23 protein-coding genes and 3 tRNA genes are annotated in these 22,652 nt (G+C 75.4%); 9 read left to right on the top strand and 17 right to left on the bottom strand.

Going from position 1 to position 22,652, the window contains the following annotated elements; genetic code table 11:
* Positions 1 to 86: 86 nt before the first annotated feature.
* The gene (locus AC24FB_RS10905) at positions 87 to 1,382 is read right to left on the bottom strand and encodes a phosphotransferase family protein (RefSeq protein ID WP_425713596.1); all 1,296 of its coding nucleotides are present in this window, start codon (positions 1,380 to 1,382) and stop codon (positions 87 to 89) included.
* A gap of 99 nt (positions 1,383 to 1,481) precedes the next feature.
* On the opposite strand from AC24FB_RS10905, the gene AC24FB_RS10900 reads away from it, so the two are divergent.
* Genes AC24FB_RS10900 through AC24FB_RS10890 form a run of 3 tightly spaced genes read left to right on the top strand, consistent with a single transcriptional unit; the run spans position 1,482 to position 4,284 of the window.
* Positions 1,482 to 2,504 carry an adenosine deaminase gene (locus tag AC24FB_RS10900; RefSeq protein WP_425713597.1) on the top strand — a complete coding sequence of 341 codons (1,023 nt, stop codon included), beginning with the start codon at positions 1,482 to 1,484 and terminating at the stop codon, positions 2,502 to 2,504.
* Positions 2,501 to 3,490 (top strand): alpha/beta fold hydrolase, encoded by a 990-nt coding sequence (locus AC24FB_RS10895; RefSeq protein WP_425713598.1) that lies wholly within the window; start codon positions 2,501 to 2,503, stop codon positions 3,488 to 3,490. The genes AC24FB_RS10900 and AC24FB_RS10895 overlap by 4 nt, the downstream gene beginning before the upstream one ends.
* A complete protein-coding gene (locus AC24FB_RS10890) occupies positions 3,487 to 4,284 on the top strand; it encodes an esterase/lipase family protein (RefSeq protein WP_425713599.1) in 798 nt (265 codons plus the stop codon). The genes AC24FB_RS10895 and AC24FB_RS10890 overlap by 4 nt, the downstream gene beginning before the upstream one ends.
* A gap of 20 nt (positions 4,285 to 4,304) precedes the next feature.
* Here AC24FB_RS10890 and AC24FB_RS10885 read toward each other — a convergent pair whose 3' ends face one another.
* The 9 genes from AC24FB_RS10885 to AC24FB_RS10845 all read right to left on the bottom strand — a co-directional run bounded on the left by AC24FB_RS10885 (position 4,305) and on the right by AC24FB_RS10845 (position 8,645).
* Entirely contained in the window at positions 4,305 to 4,739 is a 435-nt protein-coding gene (locus AC24FB_RS10885; protein ID WP_425713600.1) for a protein-tyrosine phosphatase family protein, read from the bottom strand.
* A gap of 19 nt (positions 4,740 to 4,758) precedes the next feature.
* Positions 4,759 to 5,904 carry a hypothetical protein gene (locus tag AC24FB_RS10880; protein ID WP_425713601.1) on the bottom strand — a complete coding sequence of 382 codons (1,146 nt, stop codon included), beginning with the start codon at positions 5,902 to 5,904 and terminating at the stop codon, positions 4,759 to 4,761.
* A 16-nt stretch (positions 5,905 to 5,920) separates the two neighbouring features.
* Positions 5,921 to 7,036, bottom strand: coding sequence for a UDP-N-acetylmuramate dehydrogenase (locus AC24FB_RS10875; RefSeq protein WP_487560219.1), 1,116 nt, complete (start codon positions 7,034 to 7,036; stop codon positions 5,921 to 5,923).
* A complete protein-coding gene (locus AC24FB_RS10870) occupies positions 7,033 to 7,461 on the bottom strand; it encodes a MaoC/PaaZ C-terminal domain-containing protein (protein ID WP_425713602.1) in 429 nt (142 codons plus the stop codon). The genes AC24FB_RS10875 and AC24FB_RS10870 overlap by 4 nt, the downstream gene beginning before the upstream one ends.
* On the bottom strand, positions 7,458 to 7,931 hold the full coding sequence (locus AC24FB_RS10865; RefSeq protein ID WP_425713603.1) for an FAS1-like dehydratase domain-containing protein: 474 nt from the start codon (positions 7,929 to 7,931) through the stop codon (positions 7,458 to 7,460). The genes AC24FB_RS10870 and AC24FB_RS10865 overlap by 4 nt, the downstream gene beginning before the upstream one ends.
* A 43-nt stretch (positions 7,932 to 7,974) precedes the next feature.
* Positions 7,975 to 8,145, bottom strand: a complete 171-nt coding sequence (gene rpmG / locus AC24FB_RS10860) for a 50S ribosomal protein L33 (protein ID WP_425713604.1) — start codon at positions 8,143 to 8,145, stop codon at positions 7,975 to 7,977.
* A gap of 56 nt (positions 8,146 to 8,201) precedes the next feature.
* Positions 8,202 to 8,275, bottom strand: a tRNA-Met gene (locus AC24FB_RS10855).
* Positions 8,276 to 8,329: 54 nt separating this feature from the next.
* A tRNA-Thr gene (locus AC24FB_RS10850) sits at positions 8,330 to 8,402 on the bottom strand.
* Between the two features lie 162 nt (positions 8,403 to 8,564).
* Positions 8,565 to 8,645: transfer RNA gene (locus AC24FB_RS10845), tRNA-Tyr, on the bottom strand.
* Positions 8,646 to 8,773: 128 nt separating this feature from the next.
* On the opposite strand from AC24FB_RS10845, the gene AC24FB_RS10840 reads away from it, so the two are divergent.
* The gene (locus AC24FB_RS10840) at positions 8,774 to 9,271 is read left to right on the top strand and encodes a YajQ family cyclic di-GMP-binding protein (protein WP_425713605.1); all 498 of its coding nucleotides are present in this window, start codon (positions 8,774 to 8,776) and stop codon (positions 9,269 to 9,271) included.
* A 15-nt stretch (positions 9,272 to 9,286) separates the two neighbouring features.
* Here AC24FB_RS10840 and AC24FB_RS10835 read toward each other — a convergent pair whose 3' ends face one another.
* From AC24FB_RS10835 to AC24FB_RS10825, 3 genes are read right to left on the bottom strand one after another with little or no spacing between them, the layout of a single operon-like run.
* Entirely contained in the window at positions 9,287 to 10,006 is a 720-nt protein-coding gene (locus tag AC24FB_RS10835) for an SDR family NAD(P)-dependent oxidoreductase (protein ID WP_425713606.1), read from the bottom strand.
* A 51-nt stretch (positions 10,007 to 10,057) separates the two neighbouring features.
* Complete coding sequence (locus tag AC24FB_RS10830; RefSeq protein WP_425713607.1) at positions 10,058 to 11,095, bottom strand: CNNM domain-containing protein; 1,038 nt, start codon at positions 11,093 to 11,095, stop codon at positions 10,058 to 10,060.
* Positions 11,092 to 12,489, bottom strand: coding sequence for a hemolysin family protein (locus AC24FB_RS10825; protein ID WP_425713608.1), 1,398 nt, complete (start codon positions 12,487 to 12,489; stop codon positions 11,092 to 11,094). The genes AC24FB_RS10830 and AC24FB_RS10825 overlap by 4 nt, the downstream gene beginning before the upstream one ends.
* A 172-nt stretch (positions 12,490 to 12,661) precedes the next feature.
* On the opposite strand from AC24FB_RS10825, the gene AC24FB_RS10820 reads away from it, so the two are divergent.
* A complete protein-coding gene (locus AC24FB_RS10820) occupies positions 12,662 to 13,450 on the top strand; it encodes a hypothetical protein (protein WP_425713609.1) in 789 nt (262 codons plus the stop codon).
* Positions 13,451 to 13,474: 24 nt separating this feature from the next.
* On the opposite strand, the gene AC24FB_RS10815 is transcribed toward AC24FB_RS10820, so the two are convergent.
* From AC24FB_RS10815 to eccD, 4 genes are all read right to left on the bottom strand, one after another.
* Entirely contained in the window at positions 13,475 to 14,875 is a 1,401-nt protein-coding gene (locus tag AC24FB_RS10815) for an FAD-dependent oxidoreductase (protein WP_425713610.1), read from the bottom strand.
* A gap of 81 nt (positions 14,876 to 14,956) precedes the next feature.
* A complete protein-coding gene (locus AC24FB_RS10810) occupies positions 14,957 to 16,297 on the bottom strand; it encodes a S8 family serine peptidase (RefSeq protein ID WP_425713611.1) in 1,341 nt (446 codons plus the stop codon).
* Positions 16,294 to 17,811 carry a type VII secretion protein EccB gene (eccB, locus tag AC24FB_RS10805; protein ID WP_425713612.1) on the bottom strand — a complete coding sequence of 506 codons (1,518 nt, stop codon included), beginning with the start codon at positions 17,809 to 17,811 and terminating at the stop codon, positions 16,294 to 16,296. Before eccB ends, AC24FB_RS10810 begins: the two co-directional genes overlap by 4 nt.
* Complete coding sequence (gene eccD / locus AC24FB_RS10800) at positions 17,812 to 19,152, bottom strand: type VII secretion integral membrane protein EccD (protein WP_425713613.1); 1,341 nt, start codon at positions 19,150 to 19,152, stop codon at positions 17,812 to 17,814.
* A 378-nt stretch (positions 19,153 to 19,530) separates the two neighbouring features.
* On the opposite strand from eccD, the gene AC24FB_RS10795 reads away from it, so the two are divergent.
* The 4 genes from AC24FB_RS10795 (at position 19,531) to AC24FB_RS10780 (ending at position 22,648) form a co-directional block, all read left to right on the top strand.
* Complete coding sequence (locus AC24FB_RS10795) at positions 19,531 to 19,830, top strand: WXG100 family type VII secretion target (protein WP_425713614.1); 300 nt, start codon at positions 19,531 to 19,533, stop codon at positions 19,828 to 19,830.
* A gap of 35 nt (positions 19,831 to 19,865) precedes the next feature.
* Complete coding sequence (locus AC24FB_RS10790; RefSeq protein ID WP_425713615.1) at positions 19,866 to 20,162, top strand: WXG100 family type VII secretion target; 297 nt, start codon at positions 19,866 to 19,868, stop codon at positions 20,160 to 20,162.
* 136 nt (positions 20,163 to 20,298) lie between these two features.
* Positions 20,299 to 20,676 (top strand): hypothetical protein, encoded by a 378-nt coding sequence (locus AC24FB_RS10785; protein ID WP_425713616.1) that lies wholly within the window; start codon positions 20,299 to 20,301, stop codon positions 20,674 to 20,676.
* Positions 20,677 to 20,707: 31 nt separating this feature from the next.
* On the top strand, positions 20,708 to 22,648 hold the full coding sequence (locus AC24FB_RS10780) for a hypothetical protein (RefSeq protein ID WP_425713617.1): 1,941 nt from the start codon (positions 20,708 to 20,710) through the stop codon (positions 22,646 to 22,648).
* Positions 22,649 to 22,652: the final 4 nt, after the last annotated feature.

Raw genomic sequence — 22,652 nt, 5'->3', positions numbered from 1 at the left:
CGACGGGTCCATCGTCGTCGGAGGCCGTGAGTCCACGACCAGCGCGAGATGAGAGGACTCTCATCCGTGCAGCCCCGGAGCCCCGGTCAGCCGACCGGCGGCGGCACGACGAACGGGCCGGTCACGCGCCCGGCGGTGAAGTCCCGGGCCCGGGCGAGCCACGCCTCCGCGGTGACGAGTCGCCCCTCGGCGTCGGCCCGCCACCGGCCGTCCGCCCGCTTCGCCCCCGCCACGAGCGAGAGCGTGACGCCGGCGGCGCGCGTGCACACCTGGACCGGGTCGACCATCTGCTCGCACAGCTGCGTCCACCGGGCGAGGACGTGCGGCACCGCCGGGTACCGGTCCGGGGCGAGGTGGACGAGGACCGAGACGTGCCCGAGGAGGCAGGCGAGGTCGTCGCTGCGGTGCCCCGGGCCGAGCGAGTCGACGTCGAGGAGGCTGGAGACCGCGGTGATCCCCTCGCGCGGGTCCATGAGGACGTTCGCCTCGTAGAAGTCCCCGTGCACGGGGACGACGGGCTGGGGCGGCCCCGAGTGCAGCAGCTGGTCGATCCCGGCGGCGAGCGCCCTCGTGCGCCCCTCCGCCTCGGGGACCACGGTGGCGGCGGCGTGCGCGTAGTGGCTCGCCCGCTCCGCCCAGGCCGAGCGGCGGGCGAGCTGCAGGGCCGCCGGCGGCAGCTGGTCGAGCGTGCGGACGAGGGCATGGAGGACGGCGTCGGTCTCGTGCCCCGGTCCCCGGTGGAGCACGCGGGCGAGTGACTCGCCCTGGCCCTCGGCGAGGACCGCGAGCCCGGCGGGCTCCTCCGCGACGACGGCAGGCGCCGGTACGCCGGCGGAGGTGAGCATGCGGTGCCGGCCCACGAGGTCGCCGAGCGAGACCGGGCGGACGACCTTGACGTAGTGGACGCGGCCGGACGCACCCGTCGCGCGCAGGACCGCGCGGCGCGTGGGACGGTACGCCACGAGCTCGAGCGTGACCTGCTCGCCGAGTCGCTGCGACATCTTCGTCGAGTCGCACGCGGTCGCGAGGGCGGGCAGCTCGGGGTCCGCCGGGTGCCGCCACAGATGGACCACCGGACCCCGGCCGTCCGGCGGCTCGAGCCGGACGAGGCCCGGACCGGCGGCCCGGGTCAGCCGCGCCGTGGTGGCGCACAGGTACTCCTCGGTGCGCTTGCGCGAGCCGTCGGACGCGGTGCGCTCGACCGTGGCGGTGTACCCCACCGTGACGCCCGCGCCCGGGCGGTGGTGGACGGTGTGGACGGCCCACTCCACGAGGCGGCCGTCGTCCGGGACGAGGGCGGACGTGAGGACGTCGCCGGCGTCGGGCCCCGTCAGCAGGGCGACGTCGGCCGGCTCCCTCATCGCCGCCGCCGAGATGCTCATGACGCAAATGAGATCACACGCCGGCGCCCGACGCGCCATCGGGCCCCGCGGAGCCCTCCCCTCGGCGTCGACGGGCCCGCGTCCTGGCATGATGTCCCGATGCGCGACCTGGGCCTGCTCCCCAAGGCGCACCTCCACCTCCACTTCACGGGCTCGATGCGCGTGTCCACGCTGCTCGAGCTCGCCGAGGCCGAGGGGGTCCGCCTGCCCGCGAACCTCACGGACGACGTGGCCCTGCGGGTCCCCGCCGACAAGCGCGGCTGGTTCCGGTTCCAGCGGGCCTACGACGCCGCGCGCGCGGTCGTGCGCTCCGAGGCCGCCATGCGCCGGATCGTCGCCGAGGCCGCCGCCGACGACGCCGCCGAGGGCTCCCGCCGGCTCGAGATCCAGGTCGACCCCACGAGCTACGCGCCGTTCGTCGGCGGGATCACCCCGGCGCTCGAGATCGTGCTCGACGAGGCCGCCGCCGCGTCCCGCGCCTCCGGCGTCCAGGTCGCCGTCGTCGTGGCGGCGTCCCGAACCCGGCACCCGCTCGACGCGCGCACCCTCGCCCGGCTGGCGGCACGCCACGCCGGGGACGGGGCCGGCCAGGTCGTCGGCTTCGGGCTGAGCAACGACGAGCGCCGCGGGACCACGTCGGACTGGGCGGCGGCCTTCCGGATCGCCCGTCAGGCCGGGCTCGCCGCGATGCCGCACGGCGGGGAGCTCCTCGGCCCGGACCACGTGGCCGACGTCGTCACCCACCTGCGCCCCGACCGGCTCGGGCACGGTGTCCGCCTCGCCGAGGCCCCCGACCTCCTCGCCCGGGTGGTCGACGCCGGGATCGCCCTCGAGGTGTGCCCGGCCTCCAACGTCTCCCTCGGCGTGTACCCCACCCTCGCGGACGTCCCCCTGCGCACGCTGATCGACTCGGGAGCGACCGTCGCGCTCGGCGCCGACGACCCGCTGCTGTTCCTCTCCCGCCTCGCCGACCAGTACACGGCCGCGCGCGAGGTCCACGGGCTGTCCGACGCCGAGATCGCGACCCTTGCGAAGGGGTCGCTCACCGCCTCGCGGGCCGACCGGCGGGACGTCGCCCGGTGGGCGGCCGAGGTGGACGCCTGGCTCGCGGACGACGCATGAGCGGCGGACGCCTGCGGTGGTGGCGACGGCTCACGGTCGCCGCGGCGGACCTCGTCTCCCCGCCCGCCGGGCAGCAGGTGCGCCTGCGGCCGGGGTCCCGGCGCACGGTCGCCAGGCTCTCGCGCACGGTGACCTCGATGCGCCTGCTCGACGGCGCGTTCGTCCGCGTCCACCGTGTGGGCGCACCAGGGGCCGGCGCGGAGCGGCACAACCCCGACGTCCCCGGGGACGGCCGGGTGACGTTCGTGCTCCTCCACGGGGTCGGGCTCTCGTCCGTCTACCTGCTGCCGCTCGCGGAGGACCTCGCGGTCCACGGGGAGGTCCTCCTCGTCGACCTGCCCGGGTTCGGCGACGTCCCGCCGCCTGCCCGCACGCTCGGCATCGACGGGCTCGCGGAGGTCGTCGACGACGTGCTCGTGGCCGCCGGCGTCCACGACCCGGTGCTCGTCGGGCACTCGATGGGCGCCCAGGTGGCGGTCGAGCTGATGGCGCGCCGTCCCGAGGCCTACCACCGCACGGTGCTCGTCGCGCCGCCGGTCAACGCCGCCGAGCGCCACCCCCTCACCCAGCTGTGGCGCTACCTCCAGTCGGCCGTCCACGAGACGCACCGCCTCCGGCTGCTCGCCACCCGCTCCTACCTCACCGCGACGACCCGGTGGGTGGCCGACATCCTGCCCGAGGTGATGGGCTACCGGATCGAGGAGCGCCTGGCGCTCGCCTCGGCGGAGGCGACCGTGTCGATCCTCCACGGCGAGCACGACCGGCTCGTCCCGCCGGACTGGGCGACGGACCTCGCGGGCCGGGTGACCCGGTGCGAGGTCGAGCTCGTGCCCGGCGCCGCGCACTCGGTCGTCGTCGAGGACCATCCCGCGGTGGTGCGCGCCGCGCTCGCGCACCTCGCCGTCGACGAGCGGAGCGGACCGGGCTCGGCGGTCCCCCCGGGTTCCGCGTCCGACGACGGCCGGAGCCTGACGGACGAGTCGTGAGCACGGCCTCCCCCGGTCCTGCCGGCCCCGCGGGTCCCGCCGCCTCCGCCCGGCGCGCCGCGCGCCGCGGTGCCGAGCTCCTCACCCGCCCCCTCGCCCACGGGCTCGACTACGCGTGGGTCGCGGCGACGGCGGCGCGCTCGGCCGGCGGACTCCTGCGCCGGGACCGCTGGCGTCCCGGCACCTCCGCCGGCACCGACACCGCCGCCGCGCCGGTCCTTCTGCTCCCCGGCGTGTACGAGTCGTGGCACATGCTCGCCCGCGTCGGCCGGGCGATCGTCGATGCGGGCCATCCGGTCGGCGTCGTCCCCGACCTCGGCCTCAACGGGCGTCCGGTGGCCGACGGGGCGCGGCGCACCGCCGACCACCTCGCGCGGCTCGGCCTGCGCGGGGTCGTCCTCGTCGCCCACTCCAAGGGCGGGCTGGTCGGCAAGGCGACGATGCTCGGGCCCGAGGGGCACCGGGTGGCGGGCCTCGTGGCGGTCGCGACGCCGTGGCGCGGCTCGGTGTGGGCGCGAGCCTTCCCGCCGCGATCGGCGGTGGGCGCCCTCAGCCCGCGTGGGCCGGACCTCGTCCGGCTGGCGGGGCGGACCGACGTGGACTCCCGCATCGTCTCGCTCGCGCCCGCGTGGGACCCGCACATCCCGGGCGGCTCGTTCCTGCCGGGCGCGCGCAACGTGCGGCTGCGCGAGCGCGGACACTTCCGCCCGCTCGGCTCACCCGCGGTGCACGCCCTGGTGGTGGCGCACGTCCGCCTGCTCGCGGCGGACGCTCAGGGCGGGCAGGACAGGTAGGACCAGGTGAGCCTCCTGAGTCACCCGAGCCGCCGCGCGACCTCCATGACCCACTCCCGCTGGCGCCTCGTCTCGACCGCCCGCCGGCGGTAGTGCCCGCGCACCCGGTCGACCGCCCGATCGGGCGGCAGGCCGCTGAGGACCGCGAGGACGGGGAGCGCCGTGCCGGTCCGCCCCGTCCCGCCGCCGCACGCGACCTCGACCCGTTCGGTCACCGCCCGCGCGTGCGCCTCGCGCAGCGCGTCGAGCGCGTCGTCGGTCGAGGCGGGCAGGCCGAAGTCGCGCCAGCGCACCCAGCGGTGGGGCCACCCGACGTCCCGCGGCGCGCGCCCGAGGAGATGGACGGCCAGGTCGGGCGGCTCGACGCCGCCGCGCGGGCGACGGACCCCGGTCCCGCGCACGCGCCGCCCGTCGGGGAGCTCGACAACGCCGGGGACGTCGCCCCAGGCTGTCACGCGTCCGCGCTCGGGGCAGTCACGCGGTGTCGCGCCAGATGCCGCCGGTCCGCTCGACGGCCCGGGCGAGCGCCGGGCGCGCGTCCGGGGCGAGGTCGAAGGCGTTGACGACGACCTCGAGCGGCCCCCGCGCGAGCGGCGCCAGCTCCTCCAGCGCCCACAGCAGCGACTCGACGACCAGGGCGTGCGGGTTGCCGAACACGCCCCCGCCGACGAGCGTGAGGACGACCCGCTCCCGGCCGGTGGCGAGCGCCCCGAGCAGCGTCCCCAGGTAGGCGGCGCGCAGCAGCTGCCGCATGACGTCGAGGTGGGCGCCGGTGGTCGCCCCGTCCCCGTAGCCGCCGTGCGCGAGCGCCGCGGTGAGCACCTGCGCGATGCGGGGGCGCCCGTCGACCCGCCCGTGCCACCCGGCGCCGAGCACCACCTCGACGTCGTCCTGCACGCCGACCCGGATGTCCTCGAAGCGCTCGGCGAGCGCCTCGGCGACCGCGGGGAGGTCGGCGAGGTACTGAGCGCTGAGGTACCCGGACCGCACGGCGCCGAGGTGCGCGGGCAGCGCGTCGGCCAGGAGGTCGACCTGCCGCCCCGCCCTCTGCTCGAACGTGCCGCCGGCGCCGTCGGGCGCCGCGTAGTGCCGCAGAAGCGTGCCGGGGAAGGCGCCGATCGAGGCCCGCGGTCCCTGCGTCGGGTCGGAGAGGTAGTCCGCCACCGGTACGAGGGACGGGCCGGGCGACTCGAGGCAGTTGAACTGGGAGGCGACCTGGAAGAGGGTCCCGCCCGCCGCGAACGCCTGGAGCGCACCGATGTCGGCCGTCGTGCCGCCGCCGTGGAGGACGGACAGCACCGGTGACGAACCGCGCTCGCCGGACCGGGCGGTCGCGCCGGACTCGCCGGCGTCGACGGCACGCCGCCGCAGCTCCCCGATCGTCGGCGTGGAGAACCGGCCGGCTCGGTACGTCCGCTCCCCCACCACGAGGTCGTACCCGCCCGCCGGGTCGCCGACGAGCGCGCCGCCGGCCCGTGCCGCCGCCTCCGCGGCACCCACGAGCGCCCGTGCCCGTCCCGGCGTCGCGTCGCCCTGCCGGCTCGCGGCCACGAGCCGCTCCGCCTCGCGGCGGTCCGCGTCGCTCCCGGTGAGGGCGACGTCGAGGAGGTCGCGGTCCATCAGCGCAGGACGCCCGTCACAGCTCGACGCCGAGGAGCACCGGCTCCGGGACGAGCTCGACCCCGAAGGCCGCCGCCACGCCGTCCCGCACCTCGCGGGCGAGCGCCACGAGGTCGACGGCGCGCGCGCCACCCCTGTTCGTCAGGGCGAGCGAGTGCCTGGTCGAGATCGCCGCGGGACCGGGCATGGCGTGCCCCTTGTGGAAACCGGACTGGTCGATGAGCCAGGCCGCCGAGGACTTCACCCAGGTCTCGCCCGACCCGTCCGGCGCGGGCGCGTCGAACCGGGGGGCGTCGTCGGGCAGGTTCGCCGCCTGCGCGGGCGGGAGGATCGGGTTGGTGAAGAACGATCCGGCGGACCACGTGTCGTGGTCGGCGTCGTCGAGCACCATGCCCTTGCCCCGGCGCAGCTCGAGGACGGCCTCGCGGGCCTCGCTCGAGCGCACGCGGGCACCGACCTCGACGTCGAGCCGCCGGGCGAGCTCCGGGTAGCGGATCGGCGCGGACATGATCGTCGGGGGCGTCTGGAAGGCGACGTCGAGGACGACCCACCGCCCCGTCGGTCCCCACGTGCGGCCGCCGCCGGCGTCGGCGTCGCTCAGCGAGCGCTTGAGGACCGACGTGCGGTAGCCGAGGCCGAGCTCCGTGAGCGCGAGCGTGCGCGGGCGGCCCGCGAGGCGGTCCCACACCCGGACGTGGCTGAGCACGCCGGCGACCTCCTGCCCGTAGGCCCCGACGTTCTGCACGGGGGTCGCTCCCGTCGAGCCGGGGATCCCGGAGAGGGCCTCGAAGCCGGAGGCCCCCTCGGCGACGGCGCGGGCGACCACGTCGTCCCACACGGCGCCGGCCGGGGCGGTGAACTGCCCGCCGCCGCAGCCCTCGACGCTGTCGACCTCGAGCTCGCGCCGCATGTCCCGCACGACGACGCCGTCGAACCCCTCGTCGGCCGCGAGCAGGTTGGAGCCGCCGCCGAGGACGAGGACGGGCGTGCCGGCGTCGTCGGCGGCCCGGACGGCGTCGACGATCTCGTCCGCGCTGTCGGCCTCGACGAGCTCGCCGACCGGCCCGCCGACGCGCAGCGTGGTGAGGTCGGCGAGCGTGGGGGCCGCGGTGCGTGCTCCCACGGCGCTCACAGCGCCCTCGCGAGGTCGACCGTCACCCGGGCGCGGGTGAGGACGGCGACGCCCTCGTGCCGGACGTCGACGTCGACCCGGACCGTGGTCCCCTCGACCTGGCCGGCCACACCGACGACCTCGAGGCTGGTGCCCTCGCCGGCGGGGACGACGACGGGGCGGGCGAACCGGGTCTGGACGTCGAGGACGGCCGCCGGGCCGCCCGCCCACGTCTCGACGAGGGCCGCGGCGATGCCGAGCGTGGCCATGCCGTGCGCGATGACGCCGGGCAGGTCGACCGACGCCGCGACGGCGTCGTCGTGGTGGATGGGGTTGAAGTCGCCCGACGCGCCGGCGTACCGGACGAGGGACGTGCGCGTGACGGGCACCGTCTCGCGCAGGAGCTCCTCGCCCACCTCGGGGACGGGGCGCGGCGCGGCGGTCATGCGTCCCCCCTGACGGCGAGCGTGGAGGTGACGGTGGCGACCGGGTCGCCCGTGCCCTCCTCCGCGATGTCCGCGCGGGTGGTGACGAGCGTGAGGGCGCCGCGGGCGAGGATCCGCTCGACGACGACGGTGGTGCGCAGCCGGTCGCCGTCGACGATGGGCCGGTGGTGCGAGAGCCGCTCGTCGGCGTGGACGACGCGGGAGAAGTCGATGCCCGACTCCGGCGAGGCGACGTACGCCTGCTCGGCGCGCTGCGCGAGGATCACGGCGAAGGTGGGCGGGGCGACCACGCCGGGGTAGCCGGCGGCCCGTGCCGCCTCCGCGTCGGTGTGGAGGGGGTGGGTCGCGCCGGTGGCCACCGCCATCTCGGCGATCTTCGCGGCGGAGACGACGTACGTCTCGGTGGGGGCATAGGTGCGCCCCGCGAGCGTCGTGTCGACGCCGGCGGGGCGCGGTGGAGTCTCGGTCATCGGCCCAGGCTAGCCGCGGGCGACGACGGCGTGCTCCGAGTGGTCAGCGGGTCTCGCGGTGACCGGTCTTCGCGTTGCAGCGGGGGCAGAACTTCTGCAGCTCGAGGCGGTCCGGGGTGTTCCGCTTGTTCTTCTTGGTGATGTAGTTCCGGCCCTTGCACGTCTCGCAGGCCAGGGTGATCTTCGGGCGGATGTCCGCCGACTTGGTGGCCATGATGTCCTCGTTCCTGTCGCTGAGCCCATCACCGCCGATGTGCGGTGCGGGCGCGGTAGCGGGAGGGGGGCTCGAACCCCCGACCTCACGATTATGAGTCGTGCGCTCTGACCAGCTGAGCTACCCCGCCACGCGTCCACGAGTGCGTCCACGCGTGGGCGCAGGCGGTGATGCTCGTGAACCGAGCCCCGAAAGGGAATCGAACCCTTGACCTTCTCCTTACCATGGAGACGCTCTGCCGACTGAGCTATCGGGGCGTGCCTCGGTCAGCTCACCGAGGCAGCGCGGACGAGCCTACAACGCGGCGACGGGGCCGGGCCAACCACAGAGGCCTCCTCCCGCGGTGAGTGTGCTCACAGGGCCCTGCCCACCCCCGGAACGACGAGGGCCGGACCCGCGCTGCGGGTCCGGCCTCTCGGTGGCGAGTGCAGGATTCGAACCTGCGAAGCTTGCGCGGCTGATTTACAGTCAGCTCCCTTTGGCCGCTCGGGCAACTCGCCTCGGCACCCTCGCGGGTGCGGATGGCACGATATCAACATCCGGGCGCCGGTCCGAAGCCGTCAGGGCGAGTCCTGCGTCACCCATCCGTCCCGTCCGCGACGGGACCCGTTCCTCATCGGAGGCTCACATGGCCGACTCCTCGTTCGACATCGTGTCCAAGGTCGACCGCCAGGAGGTCGACAACGCGGTCAACCAGGCCGCGAAGGAGATCGGGCAGCGCTACGACTTCCGGAACGTCGGCGCGTCGGTCGAGCTCAAGGGGGACGTCGTGGCGATGGCGGCGAACACGGCCGAGCGGGTGCTCGCGGTCCTCGACGTGCTCGAGACGAAGCTCGTCCGCCGCGGCGTCTCGCTCAAGGCGCTCGACCTCGGGGAGAAGGAGCCCGTCCAGTCGGGCAAGGAGTTCCGCCTCGCCGGCCCGCTCAAGGAGGGCCTCGACCAGGACGTGGCGAAGAAGATCACCAAGCTGATCCGCGACGAGGGGCCCAAGGGCGTCAAGGCGAACATCACCGGTGACGAGATCCGCGTGAGCAGCAAGTCCCGCGACGACCTCCAGGCCGTCATCGCCCTGCTCAAGCGGGCCGAGGACATCGACGCGGCGCTCCAGTTCGTCAACTACCGCTGACGCGGGAGCGGCGTCTCAGGCGGTCGCGCCGAGCAGTCCCTCGAGGGCGTCGACCGTCGGGGCCGCGATCGTCTCGTCGCGCAGTCCGGGCGTGGCGACCACGTGCGCGACGGCCTCGCCCGCCTGGTCGGCCGTCAGCCATTCCTTCTTCCCCTGCGGGCGGGAGCGGCTGACGATCGGTCCGAGGACGAGGGAGACGGCGCGCGGCGAGCCGGCCGCCTCGGCGCTGACGACCTGGCGGAGCATGAGCTGGGCCGCGCCCGCCATGCTCACCGGGCCGGCCGTCGCGACGGCCTCGACCGAGGCCGTCCCGGTGATGAACGTGTACGAGCCGTCGGCGGGCAGGGCGCGGACGAAGGCCCGGGCGAGCGCGACGTGCGTAGTGACGGTGCTGAGGAAGTCCCGGCGCCAGGTCTCCTCGGTCAGCTCCCAGACGTGCTCCCCCTGGTGCCAGCCACCGATCGCCGCGACGGCGTCGGTGAGCCCGTGGTCCGCGAGGCGGTCGGCGAGCGCCGCGGCGTCGTCGAACGACTCGTAGGGGTGGTCGACGAGCTCGAGCCGCGCGGCCCGCTCCGCCCCGAGCAGCTCGCGCAGCTCGGCCAGACGGCCCGGGCGGGCGCTGGGGACGACCACGCGCGCCCCGGACGTCAGGAGTGCGCGGACGATCCCCTCGCCGACGTTGCCGGTGCCACCGGCGACGAGGACGGTGCGGGCGGACAGGTCGTGCGCGCTCATGGCTGCTCCCGGTGCGCCGGGACGGCGGCGCGGGGACGACGATACGCCCGCTCAGACGGCCGGGCGACCCTCCTCGGTGCCCTGCGCCGGCTCGCCGGACAGCGCGAGCAGACGCGGGAGGAGGTCGGCGAGGGTGACCACGCCGACCCGGCCGTCCGTGCCCGTGACGAGGGCGATGTGGTGGCGCCCCACGCGCATGAGCTGTGTCGCCTCCGTCAGCGGCGTCGACGCGTCGAGGGCGAGCAGTGCGCGCACGTGCGGCGCCACGGGCGACCCCGGGGGTGCCATGAGGGTGTCGCGCACGTGCAGGACACCCGTGTACCGGCCGGCCTCGCCGACGACGAGCCGCAGGTGCCCCGAGGTGCGGGCGAGCTCCTGTGCGTCGGCCGCCGTCGCCCCCGGCGGGATCGCCGTCACCTCGTCGTCGCCCAGGACGTCGGCCATCGTCGCCGCACGCAGGTCGAGGACGCGCGTGAGCGACTCGTACGAGGTGGGGTCGAGCGCCCCGACCTCGGCGGAGTGCTCGACCAGGTGGCGCAGGGCGTCGGGGTCCTGCCCGGCCTGGACCTCGTCGACGGGCTCGACCCCGGCCTTGCGGGCGAGCCAGTTGGCCTGGCCGTTGAGCATCCGCAGCAGCGGCCGGGTGAGCGTGAGGAAGCCGCGCATCGGGAGGGCGAGCAGCATCGCGGAACGCTCGGGGTGGGCGATCGCCCACGACTTCGGGGCCATCTCGCCGACGACGAGGTGGATGAACGTGACGACGACGAGGGCAGCCACGAACGCCACGACGTCGGCGGCCACGTACGGCATGCCGGTGAGCTCGAGCAGCGGGGTGAGCGCGTGGTGCACCGCGGGCTTCGTCGTGGCACCCAGCGCGAGCGTGCAGACGGTGATGCCGAGCTGGGACCCGGCGAGCAGGAGGGTGAGCTCGGAGCTGCTGCGCAGGGCGGCGCGGGCCGAGCGGGACGTGGGCGCGAGCTCCTCGATGCGGTGCCGCTTCGCGGACACCAGCGAGAACTCGGTCGCCACGAAGAACGCGCTGGCCGCCACGAGACCGATCGTCACGAGGACGACGACGAGGGGGCTCATGCCTGCTCCTCCGCGTCGTCGGCGCGCAGGGCGTCGCCGAGCAGCGGCTCGTCGCTCTCCGGCCGGGTGACGGTGAGGCGGATCCGGCTCGGCACCCACCGGTCGATCTCGAGAACCTCGGCGTGCAGCACGCCGGGCTCGGGGTCGTCGCTGCGGGCGAACTCGCCGGGGTCGATGGGGAGCTCGACGTCGACGGCCTGACCCACCTCCGGCAGCCCGTCGGCCACGTCGATGACGAGGCCGGCGATCGTCTCGTAGTCGCCGTCGGGGAGCGTCAGTCCGAGCGCCCGCTCGATCTCGTCGAGGTGGACGTCGCCGGGGGCCTCCCACTCGCCGGGCTCCCGGCCCGGGGCGAGCTCCTGCGGGGCCGGGTCGTGCTCGTCGGCGATCTCGCCGATGAGCTCCTCGGCGAGGTCCTCGAGCGTGAGGACGCCCGTGAAGCCGCCGTACTCGTCGACCACGCACGCGATGCGGCCGCCGTGGCCGAGGTCCTCCATGGCCGTGGTCAGCGAGGACAGGTGGGAGACGACGAACGGCTCGCGCATGATCTCGGTGACGGGTGCGTCGCCCGGGAGCTCGGTGCTGAGGAGGTCGTTGAGGTCGACGATCCCGAGGACCTCCTCGGAGTCCTCCGCCAGCACGGGGTATCGGGTGTGCCCGCCGGCCATGACCTCGCGCAGGCCGGCGACGGTCAGGGTCTCGCGGACCACGTCGACCTGGGCGCGCGGGATCATCGCGTGCTCGACGTCGCGCTCGGGGAAGTCGAGGACGCGGTCGAGCAGCGTGGACATCGAGGGCGAGAGCGTCGCGGCCTCGCGCGACTCGGCGACGATGCTGCGCAGGTCACGGGCGGAGGCGGAGTGCTCGACGTCGTGCACCGGCTCGATGCGCAGGAGCCGCAGCAGCAGGTTGGAGGCGGCGTCGAAGACGCGGATGAGCCAGCCGAACAGCCGCAGGTACCACGTGGTCGACGGCGCGAGGCGGTCGGCGAGCGGGCCCGGGGACGCGATCGCCACGTTCTTGGGGAACAGCTCCCCGAAGAGCATCTGGACGTAGGTGGACAGGACGAGGGCGAGCACGGCGCCGATCCCGACGGCGACCGCCGTGGTCAGGCCGGCGGAGCCGAGGATCTCCCCGAACGCCTGCCCGACGAGCGGCTCGGCGACGTAGCCGACGAGCAGCCCGGTCACCGTGATGCCGAGCTGGGCGCCCGAGAGCATGAACGACGTCCGACGCGTGATCGCGAGGGATCGCGCGGCGGTCCGGTCGCCCGCGGCGGCGCGGGCGGCGAGCCTGGAGCGGTCCACCGAGATGTAGGCGAACTCCTGGGCGACGAAGTAGGCGGTGGCCGCCGTGATGAGGACGATGACGAGAACGCCGACGGCGATCGACACCGCCGGGATCACTCCGCACCCCCCGGGCGTGGTCGGGCAGGGGGCACGGGGCTGGTACTTCGGCCGGGCATCGGTGTCCTCGGGTCGCGGTGGAGCGGGTGCACGCAGGCTACAAGCATGCGACGCCCCTCGTGCGCATCGACGGCCCCCGACCCCGATCTACCCTGTCCCCGTGCCCCACGACCCCTCGAGCTACGGCGCGGCACCGCCGCCCGGCCGCGCGTCGACGAACCCGTACGGGAGCCCTCCGTCCGGCGGTCCCGCGGCGGGCTCCGACGTCGAGGCGATGCGGGTGGCCGCCGACGCATCGCCGTGGGCGCCCGTCGCCACCCGTGCCGACCACGAGCACCCGCGGGCAGCGCAGGGGTACGGCCGCCACGCGTCGCCCTGGTCGTGGCACTCGCTCCGCCCGAGGGTCGGCGCGACCCTGCACGGGCTCGTCCGGATCGGCCGCTGGCTCCTGCTCCCGCTCCTCGTGATGCTCGTCGTCGCGATCGTCCTGCACTCCCGGATGAGCAACGGGCGGGTCGACGTCCCCCTCGACGGGACGCCGACGAGCGTGACGGTCGAGCGCGGGTCCGACGTCTGGCTCTGGGTGCCCGAGGACGCGCCGGGCGTCGACTGCTCGGCCACCGACTCCGAGGGGCTCGGGCTCGAGCCGCGCTGGCTCCTGCGGCAGCTGACGAACGACGACCTCGTCTCGGCGCTCGTCATGCCCAGCGGGTCGACCGGCACGTTCGAGATCGCGTGCGAGCCGGCGGACGACGGGCAGCTCGTGCCCGCACCGGCCACGGCGCACGTCGGGGTGGCACCCGCGCCGTCCGCCGACCGGGTCGCGGCGTACTACACGCTCACGCGGGTGAGCACGGCGGGGCTCGTCGTCGTCGGGGCCGCCACGGTCGTGCTGTGGATCCTGTGGGGCGTCCTGCGCGCGGCGCGCGTCCTGCCCCGGCTGCGCTGACGACCGGCCGGACGGGACGACCGCTCAGACGAGCGGGCCGACGTCCTCCTGGCCCCGCGCGATCGCGGTCATCGCCTCGCGGGCGACGACCTTGACGCGCTCGCGCACGTGGGCGTCGGTCTCGCCGAGCCGCCGCTCGAACGCGTCGAGGGCCTCCCAGCCGGTCCAGTCCGTCCACGGGACCCCGGCGGCGTCGAGCTCCGCGGTCAGTCCGTCGCGGCCGGCCCGCTCCGGGCCCGTCCCGAGGACCCCGGCCTCGACGTCCTCGACCACGTGGCCGATCGTCTGCTGGGCGTCCGACTTCGTCGACCCGATGAGGCCGACGGGGCCGCGCTTGATCCATCCGGTGACGTAGACGCCGGGGACGAGCTCGCCGTCGTCGCCGAGGATGCGGCCCTCGACGTTGGGGATGACGCCGCCGCGGACGTCGAACGGGAGGCCGTCGATCGGCGCCGAGTAGTAGCCCACGGCCCGGTAGACCGCCTGGACGGGGGTCTCGACGAGCTCTCCGGTCCCGCGGACCGACCCGTCGCCGGTCAGCTCCGTGCGCTCGGTGCGCAGCGCGGTCACGCCCTCCTCGGGCGTGCCGAGCACGGCCGCCGGCGAGTGGAAGAGGTGGAGGTGGATCCGCCGCGACGCGGTGAGCGTCGCGGGGTCCCGCATGGCGAGGTCCATGAGGGTGTTGACGACCTGCTTGGTCTGGTTCGACGAGCGGATCGCCTCCTCGGACCCCTCGTCGAAGTGGAAGTCCTCCTCGTCCACCAGCAGGTCGACGTCGGGCACCTTGGCGAGCTCGCGGAGCTCGAGCGGGGTGAACTTGACCTGGGCGGGGCCGCGGCGGCCGAACAGGTGGACGTCGGTGACCGGGGAGGCCTCGAGGCCGGCGACGACGTTGGCCGGCACCTCGGTCGTCAGCAGGTCCTCGGGGTGCTTGGCGAGGATCCGGGCCACGTCGAGCGCGACGTTGCCGACGCCGAGGACGGCGATCTCGCGGGCCGTCAGGGGCCACGTCCGCGGCACGTCGGGGTGGCCGTCGTACCAGGACACGAAGTCGGCGGCGCCGTGCACGCCCGGCAGGTCGACCCCCGGGATGTCGAGCGGGGCGTCGGCGTCGGCGCCGGTCGAGACGATGACGACGTCGTAGAGCTCGCGCAGCCGCTCGAGGCTGACGTCCTTCCCGACGTCGACGTTGCCGAGCAGGCGGACGTCGCCGCGCGAGAGCACCTTCTCGAGGGCCCGGATGATGGCCTTGATCCGCGGGTGGTCCGGGGCGACCCCGTAGCGCACGAGCCCGAACGGGGCGGGCAGGCGCTCGAGGAGGTCGATGCGGACGTCGAGCCCGGAGGCCGAGAGGATGTCGGCGGCGTAGGTGCCGGCCGGGCCGGCGCCCACCAGGGCGACGTGCAGGGGGCGTGCGCTGGTCACTGCGTCCTCTCGGTGCGCGGAATGGTCCGTCGGCCAGTGTAGGTCCGCCCCGCCGCGCCGGGAGTGCCGTCCGGCGTGAGGTCAGCCGCGTCTGCGGGGCGAGCGGGCGAGCAGACCGGCTCCCCCGACGACGACGAACGCCCCGAACACCCACCAGGCCGCCGTGCCCTTGACCGCGTCGAGCGGGTCCGCGGGCCGCTCCGGCACGGGGACGTACGTGGGCGCGTCGGCGCTGGGGGCCTCGTGGACCGGGCTCGGCGGGCCGGGGGCCGCGCCGTCGTCGACGAACGCGAGCGCGTCGTAGGGCGCGACGATGCCCCAGCCGAGCTGGTCGGTGCGCTCGTCCGGGACCGCGCGCACCGCCGTGGACATGAGTCGGTGCTCCCACTGCGCGGGCGTCTCGTCCGGGTACTCGGCGGCCACGAGCGCGGCGATCCCGGCGACGTACGCCGTCGACCAGCTCGTCTGCCCGCCGCCCGGGGAGGAGTAGCACGGGCCGAGGTCGAGGTACTGGTACCAGGCCGGGTCGCCGGGTGCCGCGACCTCGACGTGCTCGCCGGGGATCGCGTCCTCGGTCACCTCGCCCTCGATCGTCGAGGCGGTCACCGCGAGCGCGCCCGGGTAGGCCGCCGGGTAGCGCGGGCCCGGCTCGACGTTGTCGGTGGTCCCGGCGTTGCCGGCACTGGCCACGACCAGCGAGCCGGAGGCGGCGGCGTGGGCCACCGCGTCACGCATCGCCGGGTCGTCCCGGTCCTGCGACATCGAGACCGAGATGATCTGCGCGCCCTGGTCGGCGGCCCAGCGGATGCCCTCGGCGATCCGGCCGGCGTCGGTGCCGTAGCCGGCCTCCTGGAGCTCGTCGTCCTGGTCGGTGACGTAGACGCGCACGGGGAGGATGTCCGCCTCGGGGGCGAGGCCGACCACCTGCGTGCCGTCGACGTCGCGGGCCGCGATGAGGCTCGCCGCGGCGGTGCCGTGGGAGTGGACGTCGGTGCGGCCGTCGGAGCTCGAGAGCGCCGGACCCTCGGTCACGCTCTCCGAGCCGGGCACGGTCCCCATCGGGTCGAAACCGGGCAGGACGACGTCGTCGGCCGGCATCTGCGGGTCGCTCGGCAGGACGCCGGAGTCGACGACGGCCACCGTGACGCCCTCGCCCCGCGAGATCTCCCAGGCCTGCTCCATCCCGAGCGCCGGGAGCAGCGGCGACGGCTCGGTCGGTTCCTCCTCGGGCGTGCAGCCGTCGGGCAGCTCGAGCTCGGTGACCGGGGCGACGGGTCCCGGCGCCGCCTGCGCCAGGGTGCCCGGGCCGAGCGCGCCCAGGACCGGTGCGGCGAGGATCGCACCGCCCGCGAGCGCGGCGGCGAGCGCTCCCGCGGGCCGGTCGGCGCGGCCGGTCCTGCACCGCGCGTGACGTCCGGTCACGAGCCGTCGCTCGCGGTCTCGCCAGATCCTCCGGTCGCCGTCTCGCCGCCGGTTCCACCGGTCGCGGTATCGCCGCCGGAACCGGTGTCGTCGCCGGAGGACTCCTCGGGGGTGGTGGCGGTCCCGCTGGGCGACTCGCCGTCCGGGGCGCCGAGCGCCGGGAGGTCGAGCGGCTGGAGGCCGGGCCCGTGCGGGAAGAGCCGGACCCACGGGTTCGGCACGGTGGCCCGGTCCTCGAGCTCGTAGCCGAGCATCCCGAGGGTCTCGCCCCGCGCGCCGAGCAGCGGGTAGGCCCGCCCGGTCTCGTCGATGAAGAAATCGGCCGTGAGCAGTCCGCCGCCGGACCCGGAGACGAGGGCGCCGGAGCTGCCCTGGACCACGACCGTGTCGTCGCCGACCTCCGGGACGTCATGGCCCGCGACGAGCACCGACGAGGCGGACGCGTCCATCGCGTCGGACACGAGCTGGGCGCAGGGTGCCACCCCCTCGTCGTCGACGACCGGTCCGGCGATCTCGTCTGGCCAGTCGGCCGGGTCCGCGTCGTCGCCGCTCGGCATCTGGCCGAGGTCGCCGGCGCTGACCGCCATGGCGTCGCGCTCGAGGTGCTCGCCGTCGCCGAGCCGGTACATCTCGTAGCCGACCGCGCTCAGCGGCTGCAGCTCACCGGCGGCGCCGAGGATGTAGTACGAGACGTCGTCCCCCTCGCCCATGGAGACGGCCTGCCCCGCGAGGACGTCGGGCATCCCCTCGATCGGTTCCGGCATCGGGTCGCCGGCGCCGGGGTTCGACATGGGGCCGAGCGGCGTGCCGGGGGCGAAGAGCTCGAGCCAGGCGGCGGAGGTCTCGACGACGGGCGCCGAGTCGAGGCGGAGCGCCCGGACGATGGCCTCCTCGTGCTCGGCGTCGATCTCGTGCCGCGTGGCGCCCGAGACGAGCCACAGGACGCCCTCGACGCGGACGACGGTGGCGCGGTCCTCCGCGGGCTCGGCCGAGACCTGGGTGCCGTCGGTGTCGATCGTCGGGCGCCCGACCGCGGTCCACGAGGCCCCCGACGGCGCGAGGCAGGAGAGCCACTCGTCGTTGACGAGGTCGCCCGGCTCCGGGAGGGAGTCGGGGGCGTCCGGGATCCCGACCGTCGGGCCGCGCGTGACGCCGGCGACCTCCTCCTGGGACAGGGTGTGGACGTCCATCTCGCCCGCGCCGAGGACGAGCCGCGCGGAGGCCGTGTTGAGCACCGGGTACATCACGCCCTCGGACGTGACGTACCGGGAGCCGTCCTCCTCGATGATGACGAGCGACCCGGCCTCCCAGCCCTCCGGGGTGCCCGGGGCGAGCCACCGAGAGACGAAGCCGCCCGCGAGGATGAGCCCGACGAGCACGAGGCCCCCGACGACGCCGCGCCACGGCTTGCCCGGCTCGAGCTCGCGTCCGTCCGGCGCGCCGGAGACGAACGAGGTGACGAGGCGCTGCCGGTTGAACCTCTGCGCGTCGAGGATGTCCTTGTTGGAGGCCACCTACACCACACCCGTGGCGAACGCCGCGAGGGGCAGGACGGCGAGCACGCAGATCACCTCGAGGGTGTCGCCCACCCGCTGGAGGGCGGGCCGGGGCCCGGGGCTGAGCACGGCCATGCCGACGATGCCCACCGTGAGGGCGGCGACGACGATCGCGACAGCGAGCCACCAGTCGGGGTGGACGACGACGGCGGTGAGGCCGACGAGCGCCGCCCCTGCGACACCGGTCGCCGTCATGACGATGACGTCGCGGCGCGCGTAGATCTCGCGCACACCGAGCACGAAGGCCACGCAGATGACGAGGACGAGCGCGGTCCCCCACACCCCGGTGGCGACCGCGTGCGGCGTGGCGAGCAGGATGGCCGCGGCGCCCGAGAGACGCATCGCCAGCAGCAGCCGGGACCCGCGGAGGAACTCGGACCGGACGCGCGCGGCGCGGATCTCCTGCCGTTCGGCGTCGAGCTCGGCCTGGTTGCGGGGAACCGTCACCCGGATGCCCGTCATCGACAGGGCGATCCAGGGCGCGGAGGAGAGCACGATGCCGGACACGGCGACGATGCCGGCGGCCACCTGGCCCGTCCGCAGGTCGGTGACGAGCGGCAGCCCGCCGAGCGCGAGGAGGGCGAGGCCGACGAGGACCGGGACGCCGGCGTACTCCCGCACGGACCCGAGGAAGGGCAGGGCGAGGGCGCCGACGGCGAGGACGCCGAGCCCGCCGTAGGCGAGCGGCTCCCCCGTCATCGGCCCCACGCCGAGGGCGAGGCCGGCGGTCAGGGCGAGGATCGAGGTCGCGCCGAGCATCGTCAGGCTCGCGGCGCCCCGGCCGAGGGCGGCGAGGACGCCGGTCACGCCGAGCGAGAGCACGGCGGCCGCGCCGGCGACGACCGGGACGAGGAGGGAGGAGTCGTCGGCGGTGAGCAGGACGACGCTGCCCGTGACGACGAGGACCAGGGTGGCCACGAGCGTCATGCGGGCCGAGTCGGCGGGCGTCCATGCCTTGTGCTGGTCCTCGACGGCGTCGGAGACGGCCTCGACGAGGTCGTCGTAGACGCGGCCCGCGGTGCCGGCGTCCCGGGCGACGAGGGCGAGCAGGGCGCCGTCCTCGATGCCCTGGGCGGCGAGCGACTGGTCGGGGGCGAGCTCGGTGCCGTCGGTGCGCGTGAGCCGGTAGCCGGTGACGGCGGCGCGAACCTCGAGCATCCCGAGCCTGCGGGCCAGGCCCGGCACGATCTCGGCGACCGGCACCGAGCCCGGCAGCGCGAGGTCCGTGCGGTCGTCGCCCTCGACGAGAGTCACCCGGACCACGGTGCCGACGGCGCGGCGGCTGACTGCCTGGCTCACGCGGTGCCCTCCCTCGACGCGATGTGTCGCGCCCGTGTCCTGAGCGCCCGCACGAGGATATCTGCAGCGGGCGGCGGGACAGGTCACGGACGTCGCACGACCGGTCACGTCCCGTGCCTGGAAGGTGTCCGGAGGGTGACGGATCGGTGACCGTCGCGTGCTCCCCTGGCGGGTCGTCACCGACCGCACGAACACTGGTCCCCGACCAGGTCGCAGGGGTGGGGAGGTCTCCCCGAGGAGGGCGGCTCCCGGCATCCGTCCGTGGCCGTAACGTGATGGTCGACGTCGAGAGCGGGTCAACCGGATCGGCGGAGTCAGGCCCCACGGGGCATCGGGTCCAACAGGTCCCACTCACGAGAGATTCAGTAGGAGGACAGCATGAACACCGTTGAGGCAGGCGAGGGCGCACTCGAGACCGCCGCTGGTCGTGTGGACGAGACCAAGGCCACCGTCGAGGGCGAGTTCACCCGACTGGGTGGCCAGCTCCAGGGCATCGGCATGCAGTGGACCGGCGCCGCGCGCCAGGCGTTCGACCGCGCGATGGTCCGCTGGGACGAGGAGGCCCGCCACACGAACGAGGTGCTCACCACCCTCGCCGAGAACCTGCGAGGCACGCAGTCCTCGTTCACCGCCCAGGACGAAGAGGGCACCGTCAACTTCAACCAGCTGCTCGGCTGACCCGACACACGACCTAAGAATTGGGAGCTATCCAGATGAACGACATCCGCGTCACTCACGCAGCCCTTCAGTCCGGCGCCGCCGACATCAGCTCGGCCGGCCAGCGGATCCGTCAGCACCTCGACGACCTGCACAGCGGGACCGCCGACCTGCGCGAGCGCTTCCACGGTGAGGCCCGCCAGGCCTGGGACACCGCCAAGCACCACTGGGACCAGAACATGGAGGACGTCGACTCCATCCTCATGCTCATCGAGTCCCTCGTCCTGCGCAGCCAGGGCAACTTCGCCGACGCCGACCGCATCTCGGCCGGCAACTTCGGCGGCAACGTCTGACACACGCAAGCCTCGGTCGCACCGGGACCGGACGGTCCCGGTGCCTCCGTGGCTCTCGTGCGTCGGCGCGTGTGGTGCCGTCCGGCCGAGCGCCGTTCCCGGTGCGGCGGAGAGATGAACTGGAGAGAGGTCCGGAATGAACATTGTCCTGGAGCCCGAGGTGCTGCGCGCTCGCGTGAACTACCTCGACACCGTCGTCACCGAGCTGACCAAGCTCAACGACGACATGAACAACGACGGCGTGAGCCAGCAGGCCATGTGGTCGGAGCTGTCGACGGTGAGCCGCATCGGGTCACCGCTGGCGACCGCGACCTTCGACCTCGCGACCGGGGTCACCGAGCTGCTCCGCAGCGCGGACAACATCCGCCTCGCGCTCGTGCGCGCGGCAGAGAACCTCGCCGAGACCGACGAGACGCTGATGGCGGACCTCGAGGCCATCGGCGAGCAGATCGACGAGGCCACCCCGCCGCCCCCGCCCGGGCCGCGCGGCGGACCGACCCCGATTGCGGTCTGAGCACGAGCCAGGACGATCGAGAGCTGACGAGATGACGTACCACAAGACCCAGCCGACCACGCTCACCGAGACCCTCGCGCGGATCCAGGGGCTCGAGAAGAGCGGCCTCCAGGGCATCGAGACCAACTTCACCGGCTACGCCGACCGGCTCGACGACCTCGCGTACGAGATGCGCACCCGGCGTGCGGAGCTCGGCATCGAGGGAGAGACGGGCGACGCCGCCGGCGCCGGATTCTCCGACCTCGAGGCGTGGGCCCGGCACCGGGCCGCCGAGGCCGAGGAGATCGGCAACGCGGTCCGCGAGGCGCGGACGGCCGGCGACGAGGCGCACTCGACGTACCGGATGGAGAGCGGCGACTGGTCCAACGACTCCGCGCGGGAGCGCTGGGACGAGATGACGGACGACGAGCAGCGCGAGCTCATCCAGCGCTACGACCTGCCGGCCGGCGAGACCATCGAGTCGCTCGACTACCGCGTCGAGGACGCGATCGACATGATCCCCGAGATCACGCCGGCGACCGGCTCCCCGTTCAAGGACCGGCACTACACCCCGGACCGCGGCGGCACGGACCACACCCGCTCGGGCGCGCCGCTGCCGGGGGGAGGTGGCAGCGGGACGGTCCCGACCTCTCCCCCGCCGCCGAGCGGGCCGGAGGGGCCGCGGGTCGGCGTCATCACCCCGACCCCGCCCGCTCCCGACCTGCCCGAGCCTCCGGGGACGAACCCTCAGCCGCCGCCCGGCGTCATTCGTCCCACGCCTCCCGACCTGCCGCCGACCGTCCCGCCGCAGGACCCCTGGGAGCCGCCGGTCGTCCTCCCGCCCCCGGGGCTCCCGGTCGACCCGCCGGCGCCGCCGCCGAACATCGACGCGCCGATGCCTACGGTCCCGACGCTGCCGGCCCCGCCGACGCCGACCCCGAACCCGATCATGCCCGGCCCGGCGCCGGTCCCGCCGCCCGGTGGTGGCGGCATGCCCGTCCCTCCGCCGATCGCCCCGGGCATCCCCGGTCCCGGCCTCGGCGGCCGTCCGCCCGGCGGTGGAGCCACGCCCGGACGCCCGCCGATCCACACCATCGGTGGCCCCGGTGCGGGCCGCCCCGGCGGCGCCGCTCGCCCCATCGGGGGCGGCGCCGGCGGTCGCGGGCTGCCCGGCGCACCGGGTCGTCCCGGCGCGGGTGCGGGCATGCCGCCCGCGGGCCGCGGCGGAGCCGTGGCCGGACGCGGCGCCACCGGCGCGCGCGGCGGTGCCGCGGGCACGCCTGGACGCGCCGGCATGGCCGGAGCCCCGGCCGGTGGATCACGCGGTGCGGCCCGGCCCGGCGTGGCCGGAGCCCCCGCGCGTGGAGCAGGTGCGGCAGGCCGCCCCGGCGCCGCAGGTCGGCCCGGAGCCGCCGGTGCGGGCGCCGCAGGACGCGGTGCAGGCGCGGTCGGCCGTCCCGGTACGGGTGCGGCGGGCCGTCCCGGAGCGGGAGCCGGCGCAGCCGGACGCGGTGCTGCCGCGGCCGGGCGCCCCGGTGCAGGCACGTCCGGACGTCCCGGAGCGGTCGGAGCTCCCGGCGCCGCCGGTCGCGGCGGCGCGGCGAACGGTGCTCGCGGGGCGGCTCGTCCCGGCACCCTCGGCTCCCCGGCCGGTGCGGGTTCGACGGGCGCGGCCGGTCGGGCCGGCGCGGGGGCCGCTGGTCGCGGCGGTGTCCGTCCGGCGTCGCCCGCCGTCGGCCGGTCGGGTGCGACCGCCGCTCGCGGCGGTGCCGCCGGCGGCTCGGCGCGCGGCCCCATGGGCGGCATGATGGCCGGCCGCCCGGCCGGGAAGGACAAGGAGCGCAAGCAGGGGGAGGTCGAGCACATGGACCTCGTCGAGCAGCTCGAGACCGAGAAGGCGCCCACGACCGCCGCGGGTGCTGCCAAGGGCTCGCGCACCGACTCCCGCTCGGCGCCGACGATCGCGACCGAGACCGAGAACGACGACTGGTGAGTGG

The organism is Georgenia sp. Z1344 (assembly GCF_057652375.1).
This window is presented reverse-complemented; position numbering and strand designations above follow the sequence as displayed.

What these genes read in the sequence shown, in the direction of transcription:
- AC24FB_RS10905 (WP_425713596.1), bottom strand. Translation starts at nt 1,382, where the DNA reads ATGAGCATCTCGGCGGCGGCGATGAGGGAGCCGGCCGACGTCGCCCTG.
- AC24FB_RS10900 (WP_425713597.1), top strand. Translation starts at nt 1,482, where the DNA reads ATGCGCGACCTGGGCCTGCTCCCCAAGGCGCACCTCCACCTCCACTTC.
- AC24FB_RS10895 (WP_425713598.1), top strand. Translation starts at nt 2,501, where the DNA reads ATGAGCGGCGGACGCCTGCGGTGGTGGCGACGGCTCACGGTCGCCGCG.
- AC24FB_RS10880 (WP_425713601.1), bottom strand. Translation starts at nt 5,904, where the DNA reads ATGGACCGCGACCTCCTCGACGTCGCCCTCACCGGGAGCGACGCGGAC.
- AC24FB_RS10870 (WP_425713602.1), bottom strand. Translation starts at nt 7,461, where the DNA reads ATGACCGCCGCGCCGCGCCCCGTCCCCGAGGTGGGCGAGGAGCTCCTG.
- AC24FB_RS10865 (WP_425713603.1), bottom strand. Translation starts at nt 7,931, where the DNA reads ATGACCGAGACTCCACCGCGCCCCGCCGGCGTCGACACGACGCTCGCG.
- rpmG (WP_425713604.1), bottom strand. Translation starts at nt 8,145, where the DNA reads ATGGCCACCAAGTCGGCGGACATCCGCCCGAAGATCACCCTGGCCTGC.
- AC24FB_RS10840 (WP_425713605.1), top strand. Translation starts at nt 8,774, where the DNA reads ATGGCCGACTCCTCGTTCGACATCGTGTCCAAGGTCGACCGCCAGGAG.
- AC24FB_RS10835 (WP_425713606.1), bottom strand. Translation starts at nt 10,006, where the DNA reads ATGAGCGCGCACGACCTGTCCGCCCGCACCGTCCTCGTCGCCGGTGGC.
- AC24FB_RS10830 (WP_425713607.1), bottom strand. Translation starts at nt 11,095, where the DNA reads ATGAGCCCCCTCGTCGTCGTCCTCGTGACGATCGGTCTCGTGGCGGCC.
- AC24FB_RS10795 (WP_425713614.1), top strand. Translation starts at nt 19,531, where the DNA reads ATGAACACCGTTGAGGCAGGCGAGGGCGCACTCGAGACCGCCGCTGGT.
- AC24FB_RS10790 (WP_425713615.1), top strand. Translation starts at nt 19,866, where the DNA reads ATGAACGACATCCGCGTCACTCACGCAGCCCTTCAGTCCGGCGCCGCC.
- AC24FB_RS10785 (WP_425713616.1), top strand. Translation starts at nt 20,299, where the DNA reads ATGAACATTGTCCTGGAGCCCGAGGTGCTGCGCGCTCGCGTGAACTAC.
- AC24FB_RS10780 (WP_425713617.1), top strand. Translation starts at nt 20,708, where the DNA reads ATGACGTACCACAAGACCCAGCCGACCACGCTCACCGAGACCCTCGCG.